The sequence below is a fragment of the Pseudomonas graminis genome (genome assembly GCF_900111735.1).
Classification (GTDB): Bacteria; Pseudomonadota; Gammaproteobacteria; order Pseudomonadales; family Pseudomonadaceae; genus Aquipseudomonas; species Aquipseudomonas graminis.
On the sequence record NZ_FOHW01000029.1, the window covers coordinates 16,197 to 36,270 of the forward strand.

Annotated in this window: 15 protein-coding genes and 1 pseudogene; 9 read left to right on the forward strand and 7 right to left on the reverse strand. The window is 61.9% G+C overall.

Annotation, left to right across the window (positions count from 1 at the left end; genetic code table 11):
• Positions 1-620 precede the first annotated feature (620 nt).
• On the reverse strand, positions 621-2,747 hold the full coding sequence (locus tag BMY98_RS19460) for a TonB-dependent siderophore receptor (RefSeq protein WP_074891929.1): 2,127 nt from the start codon (positions 2,745-2,747) through the stop codon (positions 621-623).
• Positions 2,748-3,014: 267 nt separating this feature from the next.
• On the opposite strand from BMY98_RS19460, the gene BMY98_RS19465 reads away from it, so the two are divergent.
• Positions 3,015-5,180 carry a PA5441 family protein gene (locus BMY98_RS19465; protein WP_074891847.1) on the forward strand — a complete coding sequence of 722 codons (2,166 nt, stop codon included), beginning with the start codon at positions 3,015-3,017 and terminating at the stop codon, positions 5,178-5,180.
• A gap of 23 nt (positions 5,181-5,203) precedes the next feature.
• Positions 5,204-5,920 carry a DUF3142 domain-containing protein gene (locus tag BMY98_RS19470; protein ID WP_074891931.1) on the forward strand — a complete coding sequence of 239 codons (717 nt, stop codon included), beginning with the start codon at positions 5,204-5,206 and terminating at the stop codon, positions 5,918-5,920.
• 484 nt (positions 5,921-6,404) lie between these two features.
• Here BMY98_RS19470 and BMY98_RS19475 read toward each other — a convergent pair whose 3' ends face one another.
• Genes BMY98_RS19475 through BMY98_RS19485 form a run of 3 tightly spaced genes read right to left on the reverse strand, consistent with a single transcriptional unit; the run spans position 6,405 to position 9,517 of the window.
• Entirely contained in the window at positions 6,405-6,722 is a 318-nt protein-coding gene (locus BMY98_RS19475) for an AtuA-related protein (RefSeq protein ID WP_074891849.1), read from the reverse strand.
• Positions 6,719-8,083 (reverse strand): acyclic terpene utilization AtuA family protein, encoded by a 1,365-nt coding sequence (locus BMY98_RS19480; RefSeq protein WP_074891851.1) that lies wholly within the window; start codon positions 8,081-8,083, stop codon positions 6,719-6,721. The genes BMY98_RS19475 and BMY98_RS19480 overlap by 4 nt, the downstream gene beginning before the upstream one ends.
• On the reverse strand, positions 8,084-9,517 hold the full coding sequence (locus tag BMY98_RS19485) for a CitMHS family transporter (protein WP_342742123.1): 1,434 nt from the start codon (positions 9,515-9,517) through the stop codon (positions 8,084-8,086). It abuts the gene before it with no gap.
• Between the two features lie 36 nt (positions 9,518-9,553).
• On the opposite strand from BMY98_RS19485, the gene BMY98_RS19490 reads away from it, so the two are divergent.
• The 6 genes from BMY98_RS19490 (at position 9,554) to BMY98_RS26960 (ending at position 15,968) form a co-directional block, all read left to right on the forward strand.
• The gene (locus tag BMY98_RS19490; protein WP_074891933.1) at positions 9,554-10,447 is read left to right on the forward strand and encodes a LysR family transcriptional regulator; all 894 of its coding nucleotides are present in this window, start codon (positions 9,554-9,556) and stop codon (positions 10,445-10,447) included.
• Positions 10,448-10,719: 272 nt separating this feature from the next.
• Positions 10,720-11,601 (forward strand): iron uptake transporter permease EfeU, encoded by an 882-nt coding sequence (efeU, locus tag BMY98_RS19495; protein WP_074891855.1) that lies wholly within the window; start codon positions 10,720-10,722, stop codon positions 11,599-11,601.
• A gap of 8 nt (positions 11,602-11,609) precedes the next feature.
• Entirely contained in the window at positions 11,610-12,821 is a 1,212-nt protein-coding gene (efeO, locus tag BMY98_RS19500; protein WP_074891857.1) for an iron uptake system protein EfeO, read from the forward strand.
• 65 nt (positions 12,822-12,886) lie between these two features.
• On the forward strand, positions 12,887-14,203 hold the full coding sequence (gene efeB, locus BMY98_RS19505; protein WP_074891859.1) for an iron uptake transporter deferrochelatase/peroxidase subunit: 1,317 nt from the start codon (positions 12,887-12,889) through the stop codon (positions 14,201-14,203).
• 27 nt (positions 14,204-14,230) lie between these two features.
• Positions 14,231-15,055 carry an iron uptake system protein EfeO gene (gene efeO / locus BMY98_RS19510; protein ID WP_074891861.1) on the forward strand — a complete coding sequence of 275 codons (825 nt, stop codon included), beginning with the start codon at positions 14,231-14,233 and terminating at the stop codon, positions 15,053-15,055.
• Between the two features lie 565 nt (positions 15,056-15,620).
• The gene (locus BMY98_RS26960) at positions 15,621-15,968 is read left to right on the forward strand and encodes a hypothetical protein (RefSeq protein ID WP_074891863.1); all 348 of its coding nucleotides are present in this window, start codon (positions 15,621-15,623) and stop codon (positions 15,966-15,968) included.
• Positions 15,969-16,116: 148 nt separating this feature from the next.
• Here BMY98_RS26960 and BMY98_RS19515 read toward each other — a convergent pair.
• Positions 16,117-16,468: pseudogene (locus tag BMY98_RS19515) on the reverse strand (phosphohydrolase); the annotation flags it as partial.
• Between the two features lie 292 nt (positions 16,469-16,760).
• Between BMY98_RS19515 and rarD the strand changes: the two are divergent.
• Positions 16,761-17,645: an EamA family transporter RarD gene (gene rarD / locus BMY98_RS19520; protein ID WP_074891865.1), complete on the forward strand. Its 885-nt coding sequence runs from the start codon at positions 16,761-16,763 to the stop codon at positions 17,643-17,645.
• Between the two features lie 24 nt (positions 17,646-17,669).
• On the opposite strand, the gene zapE is transcribed toward rarD, so the two are convergent.
• Both zapE and BMY98_RS19530 read right to left on the reverse strand, forming a co-directional pair.
• Positions 17,670-18,791 carry a cell division protein ZapE gene (gene zapE / locus BMY98_RS19525; protein WP_074891867.1) on the reverse strand — a complete coding sequence of 374 codons (1,122 nt, stop codon included), beginning with the start codon at positions 18,789-18,791 and terminating at the stop codon, positions 17,670-17,672.
• A gap of 9 nt (positions 18,792-18,800) precedes the next feature.
• Positions 18,801-20,009, reverse strand: a complete 1,209-nt coding sequence (locus tag BMY98_RS19530) for an MFS transporter (protein WP_074891869.1) — start codon at positions 20,007-20,009, stop codon at positions 18,801-18,803.
• Positions 20,010-20,074: the final 65 nt, after the last annotated feature.

Consider the following 20,074-nt stretch of genomic DNA (forward strand, 5'->3'; position numbering starts at 1 on the left):
GATCTGCGCAGCGCTTTTGATGATCGTCCCCACGCTCCGCGTGGGGATGCATCCTGTGACGCTCCGCGTCACTCCCACGGGCCTGAATGCGCGTCGTCCGTTGGGCGCAGAGCGTCCGGGGCGGCGTTGCGACGCGGAGCGTGGGAACGATCGAATGTCAGCGTCTGAACCGGCCTCTTCCCGGCTAAAGCCGGTCCCACTAAAAGCAACCAGTGCCGTCAGTGGGAATGGCCTGTTCCCGGCTAAAGCCGGTCATACAAATGCACTGTGTACACTTCGTAGGACCGGCTTCAGCCGGGAGGCCGTTGATCTGCTCTACGCTTTTGATCTTCCTACGCAAAAAGCCCAGTCACCACCAAGCGCGACTTGGGTGCAGGCTGAACGCAGGTCTCGCGCAGTGGACCGAGCCGCATGGATGCGGCGAGAGCGCCGTCAGGACATGGATGTCCGTTCGGCGCGGGCCCACGGAGCGGGACCGGAGTGAAGGTACTCCGACGAAGGAGGAGCCCAACCGGGAGCATAAGCCCTTGGTTACTTGGGGCTTTATCAAGTAACTCGCCGAAGGCGAAACCCGAGGCCGTTAGGCCGACGCCCTTGATCTTGATCTTGATCTTGAAAAATCAAAAATCCAGCTTCACCCGCGCCACCAACTGCCTCGGCTCGCCGATGGAAATAGCCGGCGATCCCAGCCCACTCGCCGAGGTGTAATACTTCTCGTCGAACACATTCTTCAGATTCAACTGCAACGTCACATCACGCTCATCCAACTTCACTTTATAAGCCACAAACGCATCGGCGACTTTCGACGACGGCAGGTAATACTCCTTCCCCGCGCCATCGTTGACACCCCAGCGGCTGGCAAACCGTGCACCGGCACCCGCGCGCAAATCACCCACGCCGACGTGGCCGAAGTCACGGGTCAGATACACCGCGCCGGTGTGCTTCGACACGCCGTCCAGCGGCTCACCCTTGAGAATCGGATCTTCCAGCACTTTGGTGTCGGTATAGGCGTAGCTGCCGGTGATACTCCAGAACTCGTTCAACTGCCCGGTGATGTCAGCTTCCAGCCCGCGCGAGCGCACCTCCCCGGATACTCGCGTGCAGGTCTCGGTGCCGCACGCTTCACTGGTCTGCACGTTCTGCTTGTTGATATTGAACAGCGCCACCGTCGCGGTGATCGCATCATTCTGGAACTTGGTGCCGATTTCGTAAGCCTTGCCCTCCTCCGGCGGCAGGTCGCCGATCGGTGAGGCAATCGACGTGTTCGGGCGGAACGACTCGGTGTAGCTGCCGTACACCGACCAGTCCGGCTGGATCAGGTACACCAGCCCGACGCGGGGCACCACTTTGCTGTCCTTCACATCGGCGCCAACCACGAACGGCCGGCCCTTGCCGGTCAGCTCGTCGAACGCGTCATAACGCAGGCCGGTCTGCAGAATCCAGTTCTCGCCCAGGTGCATCGCGTCCTGAACAAAGAACGCATGAGTGCGCAGGTGATCGGTCTGGTCGCTCTGGGCGGCATTGGCCGTAGTCGGTTGCTGAGTGACGCCGTACACCGGGGCGTTGTAATTGAAGTCGACCTTGTTGGCACTGCGGTACAGGTCGCCCAGGTCGCGGTCGTTCTTCATGTAATCGGCGCCGATCAGCACTTCGTGACGCACATCGCCCCAGTACAGATTGCCGAGCGCGCTGACGGTGGCGGTGTGGGCGAATTGGACGGCGTCGCGGGTGGCGTCACCGCGACGGGTCACGGCGCCGGTGTTGTAGTTGGCCGAAATGAAGCGCGACTGGTAGTCGTTGTAGTAATTGCGGCTGTAAGCGTAGCCGGTGCGCAGGGTCCAGGTGTCGTTGAGGCGGTGATCCATGCGCAGGTCGAGGGAATCGGAGCGGCCGGTGGTGACGTTGAACGGCTCGTCCAGACGGCGGCTGCGCGGGATGTCCAGCACCTTGCCGGTCTTGGGGTTGATCTGCGTGCCACGGTCGAACGGTACCGAATACTCCATGTGCTCGTAGGCGACCGACACCGTGGTGTCGTCGCCGTACCAGGCCAGCGAAGGGGCGATGACCGACTGATCGATGCTGCCGAAATTGCGCCAGTAATCGTAATTCTGCTTGTCGGCGATCACCCGGTAGGCCAGGCCGTTGGTGCCGATCGGGCCGGTCAGGTCGATCTGCTCGCCGCCGCCGCCAAAGCTGCTGCCGAACGCAGAAATGGAACGGGCCTCGACCAACTCCGGTTTCTTTGTCACCACGTTGATCACGCCGCCCGGGTCCTGCACGCCGTAGAGCATCGACGCCGGCCCCTTGAGCACTTCGATGCGCTCGGTGGTCGGGGTGAAATTGCGCGCGCGCACCGATTGCATGCCGTCGCGCATGATCGAGTTGTCGCGGTTGGTGCCAAAACCGCGCTTCTGAATCGCGTCCTGGGTGCCGCCCAGGGTGTTGCCCGGCTTGACCCCGCTGACCGCGTTGATCGCCTCGTCCAGGCTGGACGGCTGGCGGTCTTCGATGACCCGGTTTGTCACCACGTTGACGCTCTGGGGCACTTCCACCAACGGTGCTTCGGTGCGCGTGGCCACGGTCGCCTTGCGCGCCTGATAGCTGTCGCGGCTGTGCTCGGTCTCGCTGACCTCCGGCTGGGACGTGGCGTCGATATTGACCGCGTCCAGCTGCATTTCTTCAGCCCCGGCAACAGGACTCATACCCAGCGAGCACAACAGCGCCGTGGCTGAGCACATGCCCAACAACGATGCAGGACGAAGCACGGGAAAAGCGGGCACGCGAAAACCGGATTGAGCTGTCATGGAAGCAAGAACCTGAGGCGTCGAGAAGCGATGCGCCCGTTACGAAACGCATCTGATTCTCACTACACGGATGCCGACGGGGTTTACCTCACATGAATCTGAAAATAATTTTTTATACAGGCGCCAGTGGCCCTCAGTGGATCAGGCGAAACACCCTGTATCATTCCCCGTGCTCACCCTCTTCTTACGTAGCGAAATCAAGGATTGTTCATGCGTATCCGCTCCCTGACTCCTCTTGCTTTGATCATTGGCGCGACGATGGGCGGCCAGGCCCAGGCCAGCAGTGATGACTCCTGCTACCCCAACTGGTCGCTGTTGCGCGATTCGCTGGACGTCTGCAACAACCTGCCCTTCCTTACGCCCGGCAATGACAGCCGGGTCAACCTGCGCCTGCTCCTCGCCGATCAGAAGGCGCTGACGCTCCAGCCCAACGCGCTGACCGAGCAGGAGCTGGCCGAGGGCTATGGCCCGGTGCCGTTTGCGGCATTCAGGTTGGCCAACGAAGAGATCGAGGGCGACGAAAGCGAAGAATCGGGCGCCGCTGCCATGGCCGACCTGCTGGGCAAGCTCGGCCTCAGCCGCGACAGCAACGACACCGCAGGCCAGGCCTTCCTGCAGGGCGAAGGCAGCCGCTGCCGCAGTAACCGCGACGAGAGCGCCGCTGATTTCATCGGCCAATTGCTCGACACCGCAGGGCTGTCCGCCACCGAGCGCCAATCCCTGGCCCGCGCCCGCCTGCAACTGCTGGACGCGTGCACCTGGGAGGCGGACAAACAGGCCAGCCTGTTGCCGACCGATGTTCAGTCGTCTGAAGCCAAGGCCTTCGTTGCCTACCTTCGCGCCGCATCGGACTTCTACAGCGGGCGCTTCAGCGATGCGGAGACCGGATTCAACACCCTCGCCGAAAGCACACAACCGTGGCTCAAGGAAACGGCGCTTTACATGGTCGCCCGCACCCGGCTCAACGCCGCGCAGCAGGATGCGTTCGACGAATACGGCAGCCTGAAGGAAGACCACGATCGCACCGCCTATGCCGGCGTCGGGCAAGCCATCGAGCGATACCTCAGCGCTTACCCCGACGGCCGCTACAGCCGCTCCGCCACCGGACTTCTGCGCCGGGTCCACTGGCTGGCGGGAGACACCGACAAACTGGCCGCCGATTACGCCTGGCAACTGACGGAAGCTGGCGACGCCCGCGCATCCGCTCCGCCGGAAGCGTTGATTCAGGAAGCCGACAACAAACTGCTGACCGCCCTGACCGGCGCCACGCCATCGCCTTTGATGACCGCGACCCATGACCTGATGATCATGCGCCCGGACCTGCCGAACCGGTTGACCCGCGAGCAGCTCGACGGGCAAAAAGCCCTGTTTGCGGCGCAACCGGCGATGTTCGATTACTTGCAGGCCGCTTTCGCGTTCTACGTCGACAAAAATCCGGCCGAAGCGCTGAAACGCCTGCCGAACGACGTCCCCGAAAAACTGGATTACCTCGCTTTCAGCCAACAGACCCTGCGCGGCCTCGCCCTGGAAGCCGGCAAGGACCTGCCTGCCGCCCAGGCTCTGTGGCTGAAACTGCTGCCGCTGGCGCAGCAACCCTTGCAGCGCGAGCAGCTGGAACTGGCGCTGGCGATGAACTACGAGCGCAGCGGGCAACTGACGAAGGTGTTCGCCAGCGATTCGCCGATCACGTCCGCTCAGGTGCGTCTTATCCTGCTGGGCAAGGTGGCCGACGCGCCGCTGCTGCGCCAGCAGATCGGTCAGGGCATCAGCGACACCGAAAAGTCCGCCGCGCAATTCGTCCTGCTCTACAAGGAGCTGCTGCACAACCAGTACGCCGCGTTCGCCGATGACGTGAAAGCCCTCCCGGACGCGCCTGCCGACACTAAACTCGGCACCAGCTTGGGTTATGTCTACGACGCCGGCCAGACGCTGCAGTTGTTCCGCTGGAACGGCGCCAAGGCTGAGTCGGGTTACGCCTGCCCGAGCATCGGCGAGATCGCCGCCGCATTGCAGGTCAATGCCAAAGACGCCAAAGGCCTGAACTGTCTGGGTGAGTTCATCCTGCGCAACGGCCTGGACGGGATGCCGCTGGATCAGAAGCCCGACGCGGGTGATCTGGGCAGCAGCGAACCCGGCTTCAAAGGCGCCGTGTTCTCGCGGCTGAACGGCTATCAGACCGTTATCGCCGACAGCAAGGCAGCGCGGGACGACAAGGCCTACGCGCTGTTCCGGGCGATCAATTGCTACGCGCCCTCTGGCTACAACAGTTGCGGCGGCAAGGACGTGGCTCCGGCCGTACGCAAAGGCTGGTTCAAGCAGCTCAAAACCAGCTACGGCGCCACCAGCTGGGGCAAATCGCTGCAGTATTACTGGTGATGAGCACGCGGTTTCGCTGGCGGATGATCGCCGGCGGATTGATCGGTTTGTTGATGGCGGGGTTGAGCAGCGGTATGACGTGGGCGGCGGTAGACGCCCGCGAGCACGATGCCTTCTGGTTGTGGAGCGGCGTGGCGACGCAGCCGGTACTCGATCAGGCGCAGACTCTGTACGTGCTGCAAGGCCAGATCAGCGCAACCCGTCGTGACCGGCAAACGCTGGCGCTGATTGCCCAGGGGATGAGCGTGACGCGTCTGCCACAGCGGGAGGTGTGGATCGTCTACCGCGCCCACACCCTGCGCTGGCCCGAATCGATTTACAAACAGCTACTGGGCCAAGTGCAACGCTGGCGGGACACGGGCACAGCGGTGGCCGGCGTGCAGATCGATTTCGATGCGCGCACCCGTTATCTGCAGGAGTACGTGGTGTTTCTCAAGGACCTGCGCCAGCGTCTGCCACCTGAGCTGAAGCTAAGCATCACTGGGTTGATGGACTGGAGCAGCAATGCGGATTCCCGGGCGATCGGCGAGTTGAAAGGCGTGGTCGATGAAGTGGTAGTGCAGACGTACCAGGGCCGCCACAGCATCCCCGACTACGCCGCGTACCTGCCACGCATCAGCCGGCTGGGCCTGCCGTTCAAAATAGGCTTGGTGCAAGGCGGGGAATGGCAAGCGCCCCGGTATTTGCAGGACAGCCCGTGGTTTCGCGGGTATGTGGTGTTTTTGCTGAATCAGAAGTGACAAAAGTCCGCGTCGAAACGCAAAACCCTGCAGGAGCCGGCTTGCTGGCGAACCCGCTGTGTCAGCCGACTGATGCCAACCTGGCCCACCGCATTCGCCAGCAAGCCGGCTCCTACGGATTTTTATGCGCCGACGATTGTGTGCGTTGCCACACTCCACTGTAGGAGCGCGCTTGCCCGCGAACGCGTAATGCCTGTGATGAATCGATCGCCTGACACAACGCGTTCGCGGGCAAGCGCGCTTCTACAGTTTGACTTCATCCAACCGAGATTATTGCGTCGAGCGCCATTCGTTGATTGTGGGGCAATCAGGCAAATGCGCCGTGGTCACTGGCCTCTTCCCGGCTAAAGCCGGTCCCACTAAGGACCGCGTGCACTTCGTAGGCCCGGCTTGGAGACACCCGGTATGGCTGACACGCCGCGCACCCTGTGGGACCGGCTTCAGCCGGGAGGGCGTCAGGCGCTGCGCCACAAGACTTGCAGTCTCACACGTCGATATCCAGCAACGCCGCCCCCAGCGCTTTGCCATGGGCATCGAGGGCGAGTGATCGTGTGACGCCGCCCTTCAGAATGCCCGGCAGCACAAAATTAAGCGCACCCACCTTCGGCAGTTCATACCGAAGCACCCGCAAGGCATCGTCCCCGAGCAGCTCGGCGAAATGCTCAGCCACCCGCTCGGCCGTCAGCGCATGCACCAAACGCGGATAGTCTTCCGACTTGAAAGCGATGACCGAAATATTCGAGGTGTCGCCCTTGTCGCCGGTCCGGGAATGGGCCAGTTCGCGTAATTTCACGGTGCTCACGATGCGTCCTCCAGATGAACCTGCGCCTTGATGGCATCCCGCGGCATCAGCAGCGACGCCACCGCCACCACCTGCCGCACGCCCTTGGTTGCGCCGCCGCCGCCATAAGGTCCGTTGGTGTACAGCGTTTCGACTTCATTGCCAATGCGCACGGCCTCGGCCTTGTCTGAACAGCGCGCGGCAACCCGCAGGCGCACTTCCCACGGCTCGGCCGCTGCCCGCGAACCCAGCGCCCCACCGTGCAACGCGTCCACGCCGATCAGCTCGGCACGGACGTCATCGAAGGCCACGCCGGTCAGCTGCAAACGCTCCAGCACCACGTTCCGCGCCAATTGCGCCCGGGCCAGCGCGCCGGGGCCGCCATAGGAAATCTGCCCCTCGCCGATCCAGCCGTCGAGATAACCCACCGACACCTTGAGCGTCCCGGGTCGAGAACGGCCATCGGCGCCTTCAGCCCGTACTTCGTCAGTGGCAACTGGATGAAACGACACGCCGGAAAAATCCGCCGTCACGTCCGGGGTCAGGTACGCCGCCGGGTCATGCACTTCATAAATCATCTGCTCGGTGCAGGTCGCCGTATTGATGCGCCCGCCGGAGCCGTCGACCTTGCTGATCACCGCCCTGCCCTCGGCGTCGACTTCAGCCAGGGGAAACCCGAGGCGCGCCAGATTCGGCACCTCTTTCACACCCGGATCCGCGAAGTAGCCGCCGGTAATCTGCCCGGCACACTCCAGCAAGTGGCCGATCAAGGTGCCGCGTCCCAGCCGCGTCCAGTCGTCTGCTGCCCAGCCGAACTCAAAGAGCTGTGGCGCGAGAAACAACGAAGGATCGGCAACCCGACCGGTGATCACCACATCGGCATCGGCCTCCAGCGCCTCGACAATTCCCTCGGCGCCCAGGTACGCATTGGCCGAGATCAAGCGATCACCCAACGAAGCAATCGTCGCGCCGTTATCCAGCATCTGCTCAGGACTTGCCTTGAGAATAGCCAGCACGTCATCCCCTGTTACCGCGGCGACCTTCAGCCCATGCAGGCCCAGTTCGACCGCGATGCGCCGGACTTCCCGCGCCGCCGCCAAGGGATTGGCAGCGCCCATGTTGCTGATCAGCCGCAGCCGGCGCTGCCCGACCTCGCGCCCTCGGCCTACAAATGGCAGCACGCGACGCATGCGCTCACTCAGCAGCGGGTCAAAACCGGCTTCGGGATCGCTAAGCCGCGCCTGTTGCGCCAAGGCAATGGTGCGTTCGGCCAGGCATTCGAAAACCAGATAATCGAGGTCGCCCTTCTCGGCCAGTTCCACTGCAGGCTCGATACGGTCACCGGAGTAACCGGCGCCAGAGCCGATACGTAAGGTCTTCATTTAAAACACTCCCAGCAGCAGTGCGGTCAGGGTCATCAGCACCGATGCGGCAAACAGAAACGGAATGGTGAAGCGCTGGTGGTCGGCCAGCTCGACCTTGCACAGCCCGACCAGCAGGAAGGTCGCCGGCGTCAGCGGGCTGACTGGAAAGCCGGTGGTGTGCACGCCCAGCAGCGAAGCCTGGGCCACTTGCAGCGGGTCGACGCCCAGGGAGCGGCCGACTTCAGCAATCACCGGCATCACGCCGAAATAAAAGGAATCGGGATCGAACAGCAGGCTCAGCGGCATCGACACGAAGCCCACCACCATCGGAATCAATTTGCCGTGACCGGCCGGGATCTGCGCCACCGCCACTTCGGCCATGGCCTTGAGCATGCCGGTGCCCTGCATGATGCCGGTGAACACCCCGGCCGCCAGAAGAATGCTGGCCATGGTCAGGGCGGTCTTGGCGTGGGCATCAATGCGCGCGCGCTGGGCGTCGACGTTGGGGTAGTTGATGCACAGCGCCAGCACCGTGCCGACCATGAACATCACCACCGGATCGACCCAGCCGGAGATCATTATTCCCATGACGGCGATGGTCAGCAGCAGGTTGAGCCAGAACAGCCGCGGCCGGCGCAGCACCGCTTCCTGTTCGGTCAGCACCCGCTGCGGCACCACATCGATGTGCTCGGCCGTGGTCTGAAAGCGGCCCAGCCCAAGACGCTTTTCTTCACGCCGACCGAGCATCCAGGCACAGAAGAAGACAAATGCCAGGCCGACGATCTGCACCGGAATCAGCGGCTGAAACAGCTCGGACACCGGCACGTGCAGCGCCGCAGACGAGCGCAGCACCGGCCCGGTCCACGGCAGGAAATTCACCCCCGCCGCCATCGCCGCGACGCAGGCCAGGATCCGCCGATCAATGCCCAGCCGCGTGTACAGCGGCAGCATCGCAGGGATCGTCACCAGAAAGGTCACCGCGCCGGAGCCGTCGAGGTGCACCAGCAACGCCAGCAGCGCGGTACCGACGACAATCCGCGTAGGACGCGTGCCCACGGTGCGAAGGATGCGGTCGATAATCGGGTCGAGCATGCCCGCGTCGGTCATCACCCCAAAGAACAGGATGGCGAAGACGAACATGCCGACCACCGGGGCGACGTTCTTGATTCCGGTGATGATGAAGCCGCTGGTTTGCAGGCCGAATCCGCCGATCAGCGCGGCGATGATGGGCAAGGCAATCAGGGCGACCAGAGGCGAGAGGCGCTTGCTCATGACGGCAGCGAGCAGGCAGAGGATGGTAATGACACCGAGGATGGCGAGCATGGTTTGATCCTTTGTCGTCCCTGACCGGCGTGCGGCGGGATGAGCTGTTGTTGTTTTCATCGAGTATCGAAACGGGGGTAAGCTTTGTAAATTGAAATGTTCGGCGTCCTGCGTTCGGAAAATCCGAATGGCGTGCGTACGGCAACTTCTTCGGAAAACTCAGCCATGAAGAACTCGATCCAGCACATCCGCGCCTTTCTTGCCGTCGCCCGCACAGGCAGCTTTGCCAAGGCGGCCCTTGATCTGAACCTGTCGCCCTCCGCGCTGACCGTGCAGATCCAGCAGCTGGAAGAATGGCTCGGCGTTGCCTTGCTGGAGCGCAGCCCGCGCCAGGTCAGCCTGACCGCTGCCGGCCAGAACAATCGCGGGCCCATGGAGAAACTGCTGCTGGACCTGGACAACATCGTCAGCGGCTCGCGGGATCTCGCGGCGCTGCGCCGGGGCGTGGTGACCATCGCTGCCCTGCCCTCAATGTGTTCCGGCACGCTGCCGCCGATGCTGAAAGCCTTCCGCGAGCAATTTCCCGGCGTTGAGGTGCGTCTGCGTGACGTGGTCGCGCAGCGGATCGATGCGCTGGTGCGCGAGGGCGAAGTGGATTTCGGGCTGGGCGTGCGATCACGCAGGGGCCACGGGCTGACGTTCGAGGTGGTGTTGGTCGACCGGCTCAGCCTGTTCGTTCCCGTTGATCATCCGCTGGCACGGGAACGCTCGATCACGCTGCAGGCGCTGGCCGGGCAGCCGATCATCCTCACCGGTCGCGACAGCAGCGTGCGCGAGCGGGTGGAACAGTTATTTGCCGAAGAAGGGCTTGTTCTGACGCCGGGGCTGGAAGCGAACTACATGTCGACGGTCATGGCGCTGGTGCGGCAAGGCCTGGGGATGACGTTGCTGCCGGAATCCGCCGACGAAGGCCGCGGCGATTTGACGCAGGTGCGGGTCGAGCATCCCGGGGTGTGTCGGGAGATCGGGCTGATTACCCGGACGGGTGTGAGCCTGAGCCCCGCAGCCCAGCGATTCGTCGAAACCATGAAGGACGCCCTGTCACCGCAACTACCGTAGGGGCCGGCTTGCTGGCGAATGGGCCGTCTTGGAGACGGATAGCGAAGACACACCGCGTTCGTCCGATCGCGTCCCGCAGCAATCCGGCTCTTACAGCCCGCGATTACCCGCGCCTGAACGGCAGCTGAACGCCTGCAGCACAAGCAGGGTTTTGCAAAAAAACCAGTACAGCCATTCAATAATGAGTATCATTATGTTACACAATGGCTGAATGCGAATGGCTACATGACGCATTCACGTCGCACACCCTACCAGATCTGCACCGGTGATAAATGCTCGTTCCTTTTTTGATCATGCTGCGCGAAGGGATTGAAGCCGCGCTTATCGTTGGCATCATTGCCAGTTACCTGAGACAGACCGGCCGTGGCGAGTGGATGCCCGCGGTATGGATCGGCGTGTTCCTGGCCGTCGCGCTGGCGCTGTTCGTCGGTGGTGGTCTGGAGATGGTCAGCGCTGAATTCCCGCAAAAGCAGCAGGAACTGTTTGAAGGCATCGTCGGCCTGGTTGCCGTGGTAATCCTCAGCTCGATGGTCGTGTGGATGCGCAAAGTTGCGCGCTCGGTCAAACATGACTTGCACCAGTCCCTGGACGCCGCGCTGGCCGGGTCGAGAAACCAGACCTACGCGCTGATCGGCATGGTGTTCTTCGCCGTGGCCCGCGAAAGCCTCGAAACCGTGTTCTTCCTGCTCGCCGTGTTCCAGCAGAGCGAAGGCGTGTCCGGCCCGCTGGGTGCGCTGTTCGGCCTGATCATTGCGGTGTGCATCGGCGTCGCCATCTACAAAGGCAGCATGCGCCTGAACCTGGGCAAGTTCTTCCGCTACACCGGCCTGTTCATCCTCGTCGTGGCGGCGGGCATTCTGTCCAACTCCGTGCGGTCCCTTCACGAAGCCGGGGTCTGGAACCACTTCCAGGACGTGGTTTTCGACATCAGCGCGACCCTGCCGATGGATGGCCCGACCGGTTCGGTGCTGGCCGGCATGTTCGGTTATCAGGATGCGCCGACCGTCAGCGTGCTGGTGGCGTACCTGGCGTACCTGTTCTTTGCGCTGTTCCTGTTCTTCAAGCCTCAGGCGCGTGTGGTGAGTCTGCCCACCCGCCCGGCCCATGAACACGGTCACACTTCTTCCGTTACGAATTCAGTTACGAACAAATAAGGGCACTCATGAACTCCACTGCCAACGGCCTTCCTCCCAAGAAAGCCAAGCCATCTCGCGCCTTGCAGTTCGCCGTTGCAGGCTCGGTGATTTTGATGATCGCCGCCGGCGCCATGTTCTATTTCGCCTCCCAGGCCGCGCAGAAAAAGCGCATCGCCAACAGCGGCAATGAAACTGTCGTGACCATCAACGCGAAAAACTGCGAGCCGAATGCGATCACCGTGCCGGCCGGCAAGAACGCCTTCCGCATCGTCAACGCGTCGGATCGCGCTGTGGAGTGGGAAATCCTCGACGGCGTCCTCGTGGTGGAAGAGCGGGAAAACATCGTTCCGGGCCTGAGCCAGATCATCAACGCCAACTTGCAGCCGGGCGACTACGCCATCACCTGCGGCCTGCTGAGCAACCCGCGCGGCACCCTGCACGTGACGCCGACCGCAGAATCGGATGCCGCCGCCAAAGCGCGTCCGTCGATGGTCGCCTTCATCGGCCCGCTGTCCGAGTACCGCGTCTACCTGAGCACCCAGAGCAGCGCGCTGATCCGCGCGACGAACGATTTGCAACAGGCCATCGACAGTGGCGACCTGGCCCAGGCGCAGAAGGCCTACGCCCCGGCCCGTGCTGCCTATCAGCGCATCGCCCCTGCGGCGCAGCGCCTGTCCGAGCTGGACAACGCAATCAACGCCCGCGCCGATTACTACGAAAAACGCGAGCAGGATGCGGCCTTCGGCGGCTTCCACCGTATCGAATTCGGCCTGTTCTCACAGAAATCCGTCGATGGGCTGACGCCGGTCGTGCAAAAGCTGCAAACCGACATCGCCAGCCTGAAACAGCAACTGCTGGCCCAGAGCATCGCCCCCGAACAACTGGCGAGCATGGTCGTGCGCAACATGCGCAGCATCGCCGAGGTCCGCAACAACGGCGAAGAAGAACGCTACAGCCACCTCGACGTGAACGGTTTTGCCGCCAACCTGGAAGGCACGCGCAAGGTCATCGAGCTGCTGCGTCCACTGCTGGCCAAGTCGTCCGGCGACGTGCTGAAAAAGATCGACACCGCGAGCACCGCGCTGGATGACCAGTTGCTGATGCTCAAGACCGCCGACGGCTTCAAGCCGTACGACCAGGTCAGCACCGAACAACGAAAACAAATAGCAGACAAGGCCAAGGCACTGGCCGATGCACTCGATGGAATCGATCCGGCCCTCGGCCTCTCAGGCCTGTGAGCGTGCCCGGGCGGGTGCCCCATGCGCCCGCCTGGCCTTGAAACCAGAGCGAAGACAGCATTCACATGAAAGATTCCGATTCGAAAAACGCGCCGATCTCCACAGACCGTCGCCGTGTCCTGATGGGCCTTGGTGCCGCAGGCGCAGCGGTCGCCGGTGCAAGCCTGACCGGCAACGCCTTCGCCGCCACCGCGCCGGCGCAGGTCACCGAAGCACCGAAGAGCGAAAAGACCCAGGACCACAACGCGTTCCACGGTCTGCATCAAAACGGCATCGTCAATCCGCGCCCTGCGGCCGGGATGATGGTCTCCTTCGACGTCCTGGCGCAGGACCGCGAAGACCTTGAGCGCATGTTCCGCACCTTGAACGAGCGCATTACGTTCCTCATGACCGGCGGCGCTGTGCCTCAGGTCGACCCGAAACTGCCACCACTGGATTCCGGCATCCTCGGCCCGGTGGTCACGCCGGACAACCTGACCATCACCGTGTCGGTGGGCGACTCGCTGTTCGATGACCGCTTCGGCCTGGAATCCGTCAAACCCAAGCGTTTGCAGCGTATGGTCGGTTTCCCCAACGACGCGCTGGAAGCCGATTGCTGCCACGGCGACTTGAGCATTCAGTTCTGCTCGAACGCCCCGGACAGCAACATTCACGCTCTGCGCGACATCGTGAAAAACCTGCCGGACCTGCTGCTGGTGCGCTGGAAACAGGAAGGCACCGTGCCCGCCCAAGCCCCGCTGAAACCGGGTCAGGCGCCGGAAAGCGCGCGCAACTTCCTGGGTTTCCGCGATGGCTCGGCCAACCCGGATTCGAACAACCAGAAAACCATGAACGAGCTGGTCTGGGTGCAACCAGGCAGCGACGAACCGGCCTGGGCCGCCAACGGCAGCTACCAGGCGGTGCGCATCATCCGCAACTTCGTCGAGCGCTGGGACCGTACCCCGCTGCAGGAACAGGAAGCCATCTTCGGCCGGGTCAAAACCACCGGCGCGCCAATGGACGGCAAGACCGAAGCCGACGTCCCGAATTACCACAATGACCCGGCAGGCAAGATCACCAAGCTGGACTCACACATCCGCCTGGCCAACCCGCGCACGGCTGAAACCCAGCGCAACCTGATCCTGCGTCGCCCGTTCAACTACTCGAACGGCGTGAACAAGAACGGTCAGCTGGACATGGGGCTGCTGTTCATCTGCTACCAGGCGGATCTGGAGAAAGGCTTTATTACCGTGCAGACACGCCTCAACGGCGAGCCGCTGGAGGAGTACCTCAAGCCCATCGGCGGCGGGTATTTCTTCACCCTGCCGGGCGTGGTCGACAGCAACGATTTCATTGGCCGGTCGCTGTTGGCCGCCTCTGCCCACACAACAAAAACTGCCTGACACCCCTTACCTCACAGGAAGAGCTCTATGAAAAAGTCGCCTCTCGCGTTGTTGCTTACCTTTGGCGTATTGCAGACATCGATGTCCGCGTTCGCTGCCACCGCGCCGCTGGACCTGGTCACGCCGGTTTCGGACTACAAAATCTACGTGACGGAAAACGTCGACACCCTGGCTGCCGACACCCAGAAGTTCACCGACGCGATCAAGAAAGGCGACCTGGCGACCGCGAAGAAGCTGTTCCCTACCACGCGTCTGTCCTATGAGTCGATCGAGCCGATTGCCGAGCTGTTCAGCGACCTGGACGCGTCGATCGACTCCCGCGAAGACGACCACGAGAACGGCGTGAAAGCTGAAGACTTCACCGGTTTCCACCGTCTGGAGTATGCGTTGTTCTCGCAGAACACCACGAAAGATCAGGGTGTGTTCGCGGACAAGCTGTTGGCTGACGTGAAAGAGCTGCAGTCGCGTATCGCCGGCATCACCTTCCCGCCTGAGAAGGTCGTGGGCGGTGCTGCTGCGCTGATGGAGGAAGTGGCGGCGACGAAGCTGTCGGGCGAGGAAGATCGTTACAGCCATACCGATCTGTATGATTTCCAGGGCAACGTCGACGGTTCGAAGAAGATCGTTGATCTGTTCAAGCCGCAGCTGGAGCAGTCGGACAAGGCGTTCGTGGCGAAGGTGGAGAAGAACTTCGCGACGGTGGACAAGATCCTGGCGAAGTACAAGACCAAGGACGGTGGCTATGAGACGTACGACAAGGTGAAGGAGCAGGATCGCAAGGCGCTGGCAGGTCCGGTCAATACGCTGGCGGAAGATCTGTCGCAGATGCGCGGGAAATTGGGTCTGAACTGATTTCGATGCGATGAAAAGCCCGTTTGCCGAGTGATTGGCAAGCGGGCTTTTTGTTTTTCAGGGTTTGGAGGCCAGATCAAGTGCGTCGGCCTAACGGCCTCGGTTTCGCCTTCGGCGAGTTACTTGGAAAAGTCGAAAGTCGCACCATCCCCAAGTAACCAAAGGTGCCTGCTCCTGGTTTGGCCCCTCGTTCCTCGGGGTTCCTTCACTCCGGTCCCGCTCCGTGGGCCCGCGCCGAACGGACATCCATGTCCTGGCGGCGCTCTCGCGGCATCCATGCCGCTCGACCCACTGCGCGAGACCTGCGTTCAGCCTGCACCCAAGTCGCGTTTGGCGGTGTCCGAGCCTTTTGCGTATGAAGATCGCAAGCACATCAAAGACAGATCAGAAGCAGATCAAGGGCTTCCCGGCTGAAGCCAGTCCTACTCAGTGAGCGCGTTGTTTCAGTGGCACCTCGGGTAGGTGCAGGTAAGCACCTTCCAGGGGGCGGGCCCGAGAGGGTTATCAATTCAATTCCGACGATTGATTCTATAAATGTTAAGACTATTAGCACGGTGATTGTGAAATGAACTCTGTTAAATACACTACTAAGGCCTACGTTGCGGAAGGCGCGCTAGCAGAAGTTGTGGTGAAAGTCATAGATGAGAGTGTGACTGACCTACTCAAAGCGTTGGGTTTCTCACCCGCGCCGGATAAGGGACAGAGAGCGCTGTCTTTAACTACCCCAAATCAAAGCGCTAAAGTAAAGGTTTTTGAAAAACTACGAGATGAAGGAGTGTGCTTTTCCGCTGGCCCGGATTGGTGTCCTGCCGACGTATTTGAATTCCTAAGAGATAACAACCTGTTGACGGGACCGTACCGAAAAATAGCGTGGCGCGGACCGGGTGAGCCGGAAATAATTGAAAACTGTTAGCCAGCGATACAAAGTATTCGGTAAACGTGTACCTGTCCTATTGGTGCTAAAACGCTTCCCGGCTCAGCCGAGAAGCTTCTGCTTTCGCCTTTGATCTTCTACGGGATAGTACAGACGCCGCAAAACGCGACTTAGGTGCAGGCTGATCCGGCTTACGCCTGAACCCATTGGCAAACGCACACAGAACGCATTCCTTGAACCCCTCACCGCGCGGGTGAACATGGGTGACGACCTTACGCTGCTCATCGCTGAACTGCGCGTAAACCCAGGTTCGCGCTGCGGTGCTGCTCCACCAGACCCAAGTCATGAAACATCGCCCCGACGTAAAGCTGCTCGCCGTCGTAAGTCAGCCCTTTGCGCTTCCCGGTCAGCGCGCCCCACAAAAACACACGGCGCGAGTGATTGAACAGCAGGTCATCTTCCTGCTCGCGGATGTACTCGGTGGCGGCGCGGGCCAGCGCGCTGTCGGGGATTTTGATACCGGCGATTGATTGACTCATGGGAAGTCTCTCCAGCGACGCCGCCAGTGTGGCGCGTTGAAGAGAAGTCTGGGTGACGGCGCAGGCCGGCTCGATCGGCGCGCGGTCTTGTTCTCTGGCAAACGTGCATCGTTTACTGCCAGCCCACCTGCGGTTTACCAGATTGCTGCGGACCGACGGCACGACCTCGGATAAACTCTGCGCGGTTGTGATGCCCAGCGCTTCAACAAGGGCTATCAAGCGTGCCGTCAGAGCCCGCCGATAAAAGCATTCCTGCACCCCAATTTTGATGCATCGAAAACAAGGAGCCCCTGTGTACAAGGGTGTTGCGTTATCGGTCATGGCCTCCTGCCTGTTCGCGGTCATGTACTACTACACTTCATTGCTCACGCCATTGAGCGGTGAAGAAATCTTCGGTTGGCGCATGCTGCTCACCCTGCCCTGCGTGACGGTGTTCATGCTCTCCACTGGAGACTGGAAACTCGCCCGCGCCCTCGCCGTACGGGTGCGTCAGACGCCTGCCCTGCTGGCGGCAATGGCGCTGTCGGCGACGTTGATGGGCGCGCAGTTGTGGCTGTTCATGTGGGCGCCGCTGCACGGCCGCAGCCTGGAGGTATCGCTGGGGTATTTTCTGTTGCCGCTGACCATGATCCTCACCGGGCGTGTGGTGTACGGCGAGCACCTGTCGCACCTGCAGAAAATCGCCGCTTGCTGCGCGCTGGTCGGGGTCGGCAACGAACTGCTGCGTCTCGGCAGTTTCTCCTGGGAAACCCTGCTCGTCTGCCTGGGGTATCCGCTGTACTTCGTGCTGCGGCGCAAGCTCAAGACCGATAACCTCGGCGGTCTGTGGTGGGACATGCTGCTGATCCTGCCCGTTGCGGTGCTGTTCATCTGCCAGGGCAACCCGTCAGTGGTGGAACAATTCCCACGGTTTTATCTGCTGATTCCGGTGTTGGGAGCGATCAGTGCATCGGCGCTGGTCAGCTACATCCGCGCCAGCCGCCTGCTGGCGTTCAGCGTGTTCGGCTTGCTGAGCTACGTCGAGCCGGTGCTGCTGGTGGGCGTCGCGCTGCTGCTGGGTGAATCCATCGGCCGCGATGAGTGGATGACCTACCTGCCCATCTGGCTGGCGGTCATGGTACTGGTGGGAGAAGGCGCGAAACACGTGCTGGCGCAGCGGCGACGCAACCGCGTGTGAAGTGAAGTTCGCCCGGTCGCAGCGTTAATGCCCGAACCGCGCCAGTTGCATCTCCTGCAAGCGGCTCAACGTGCGCCGATACGCGAACGCCAGATAGCCTTCGGTGTACAGCTCGGCCATCGGCATCGCAGCTTCGATGTAGAGCGGCACCTTGCGGTCGTAACACTCGTCCACCAGCGCAATGAAGCGCCGCACGCCATCGTCGTAAGGCGACAGCTGCGGCAGCTCGCGGTCCCCCGCCGTGACCTGTTCCACACCGTCCTCGGTACCACGGGCAATGCGCCCCTCGCGCTGGGGTGCGCTCAACGCCGGCACTTCACTCAACAGGACCGCTGTGTAGCGATCGCACAGCTCGATGAAATCCATCGCCGCCAGCGGCTGTTCGCACAGGTCGGCATAACGGCACCAGATCACTGTTCGACTGCTGCGCACCACCGGCACATGTCGACGGCCTAACGGCACCGGCTGAGTCGACACCGATTCGCCGCTGCTCAGCGCCTCGAACACCTCGACCAGCGCGCTCGGCTGCGTCTGCGCCTTCACCCAGTAACGCTGCTGCGCCTGACCGGGATGCAGCCGGTGGTCCTCGCCGCCGTCAACCGAGACCACTTCCATGAAGTGGTTGATCGCCGTAATAGCGGGCACGAAACGCTCCCGGTTATGACCCGTGGCGTACAACTGTTCGGGCAATTGATTGGAGGTGCACACCAGCACCACGCCCTCGTCGAACATCGCCCGCACCAGACCGCCGAGGATCACCGCATCGCCGATGTCGTTGACGAACAACTCGTCGAAGCACAGCACCCGTACGTCCTGGGCCAGCTCCCGGGCCAGCACTTGCAGCGGCTTGGCCACGCCAGTGAGCTGAAACAGGCGCTGGTGCACCCAGCGCATGAAGTGATGAAAATGCTGGCGCCGGGCCGGGACCTGCAGGCTGTCGTAGAAGCGGTCCATCAGCCAGGTCTTGCCGCGCCCCACCGGGCCCCACAGATAAACACCTTTGACCGCGCCGCTAAGCTTGCCGTCGTTCAGCGCCTGCCAGCACGCCTGCAAGTGCAGCGCGGCATTGCGCTGAGCTTCGTCCGGCTGAAAACCCTGGGCATCAACGGCCTGCTGCCAGGCCTCAAGTGGAGAAAGAACGGTCATCGAAACGCTTCACTGCACACTGGAATTTTGGTCGTGGCGCCTGGAATACGAGGCGCCCAACAGATAGAAACAGCCGCCGGCAATGATGAACGCCGCCAGCATGTAAAACATGAAATGCGCCGACTGGGTCGCCAGTGCGAAGCCGCACAGCACCGGCCCCAGCGCGCCACCGAGGTTGGAGAGGTTCTGCGCGCCGTAATACATGCCGCGCAAATGGGTGGGTGCGATGCGGTCGATGAACATGTACTCGGCGGGAAACACGATGATCTCGCCGAGGGTGAACACCGCCACCGCCAGCGACCAGTGCAGCACCGTGGTCGACAGGGCAAAGCCCACCACGCCCATCAGGAACAGACTGAAACCGGCGGTCAGCCACTGATTCAGGTACTGATGGCTGATGCGTTTGCCGACCAGATACTGCAAGCAGATGACCACCGCCGCGTTCACCGCGACCACCGAGCTGATCACCTGATAAGTAAATTCCGGCGTGCTGGTGGTCACCAGGTATTGCGACAGGTACGCGGTGAATTGTCCGAACACCACAGCGCTGAGCACGCCGCCGACGGTGAAACACACCAGTCGGTAGTCCTTGAGCAGGATGCGTCCGACGGCAATGAAGGAAATCGGCGCATTGGCCGGGTCCGCCGAACTCAGCTTGCGGTCGCCGTACATCGCGTAAACCAGCAAGAAGCCCAGGCCCAAAACGGCCGACATTACGAACGGCAGCTTCATGTTCCAGTGCGCCAGCCCTGCGCCAATGAACGGCCCGACGGCATAGCCGATGTTGATCAGCGTGTAGCGCACCGAGAACACTTTGCTCTGATCGGCCACCGGCAACAGCTTGCCGAAGGCCGCCTTGACCACGATATCGATGACCGAATACGCGAAATTGAACGACACCAGAAACAGGAAGAACAGCCACAGCTTGCTGGTCACGCACATGCCGATGAAGCCGGCGACGAAGAACCCGGTGAAGCACAGGATCAACCGATAGCTGGACAGCTTGTCGGTGAGGTAGCCGCCATACAGGCTCAGCAGCGAGCCGACAATCAGCGCACCGCCGACGACCATGCCGATGTCGCTCATGCTCAAGACGAAATTCGAAGAAAGGTAAATCACCAGGTACGGCAGAGTGATCGCCCTGCCCAGCGTCAGAAAAAGCGACGACGAAAGCAGGAGATTGACTGAAGCCGGGTAGTGTCTGAGCGCAGCGAGCATCCGTGTTCTGTCCTTCATTACGTGCCGAGCCTTGGTGACAGGCATCGGCGAGCGGTTTGAGTCAA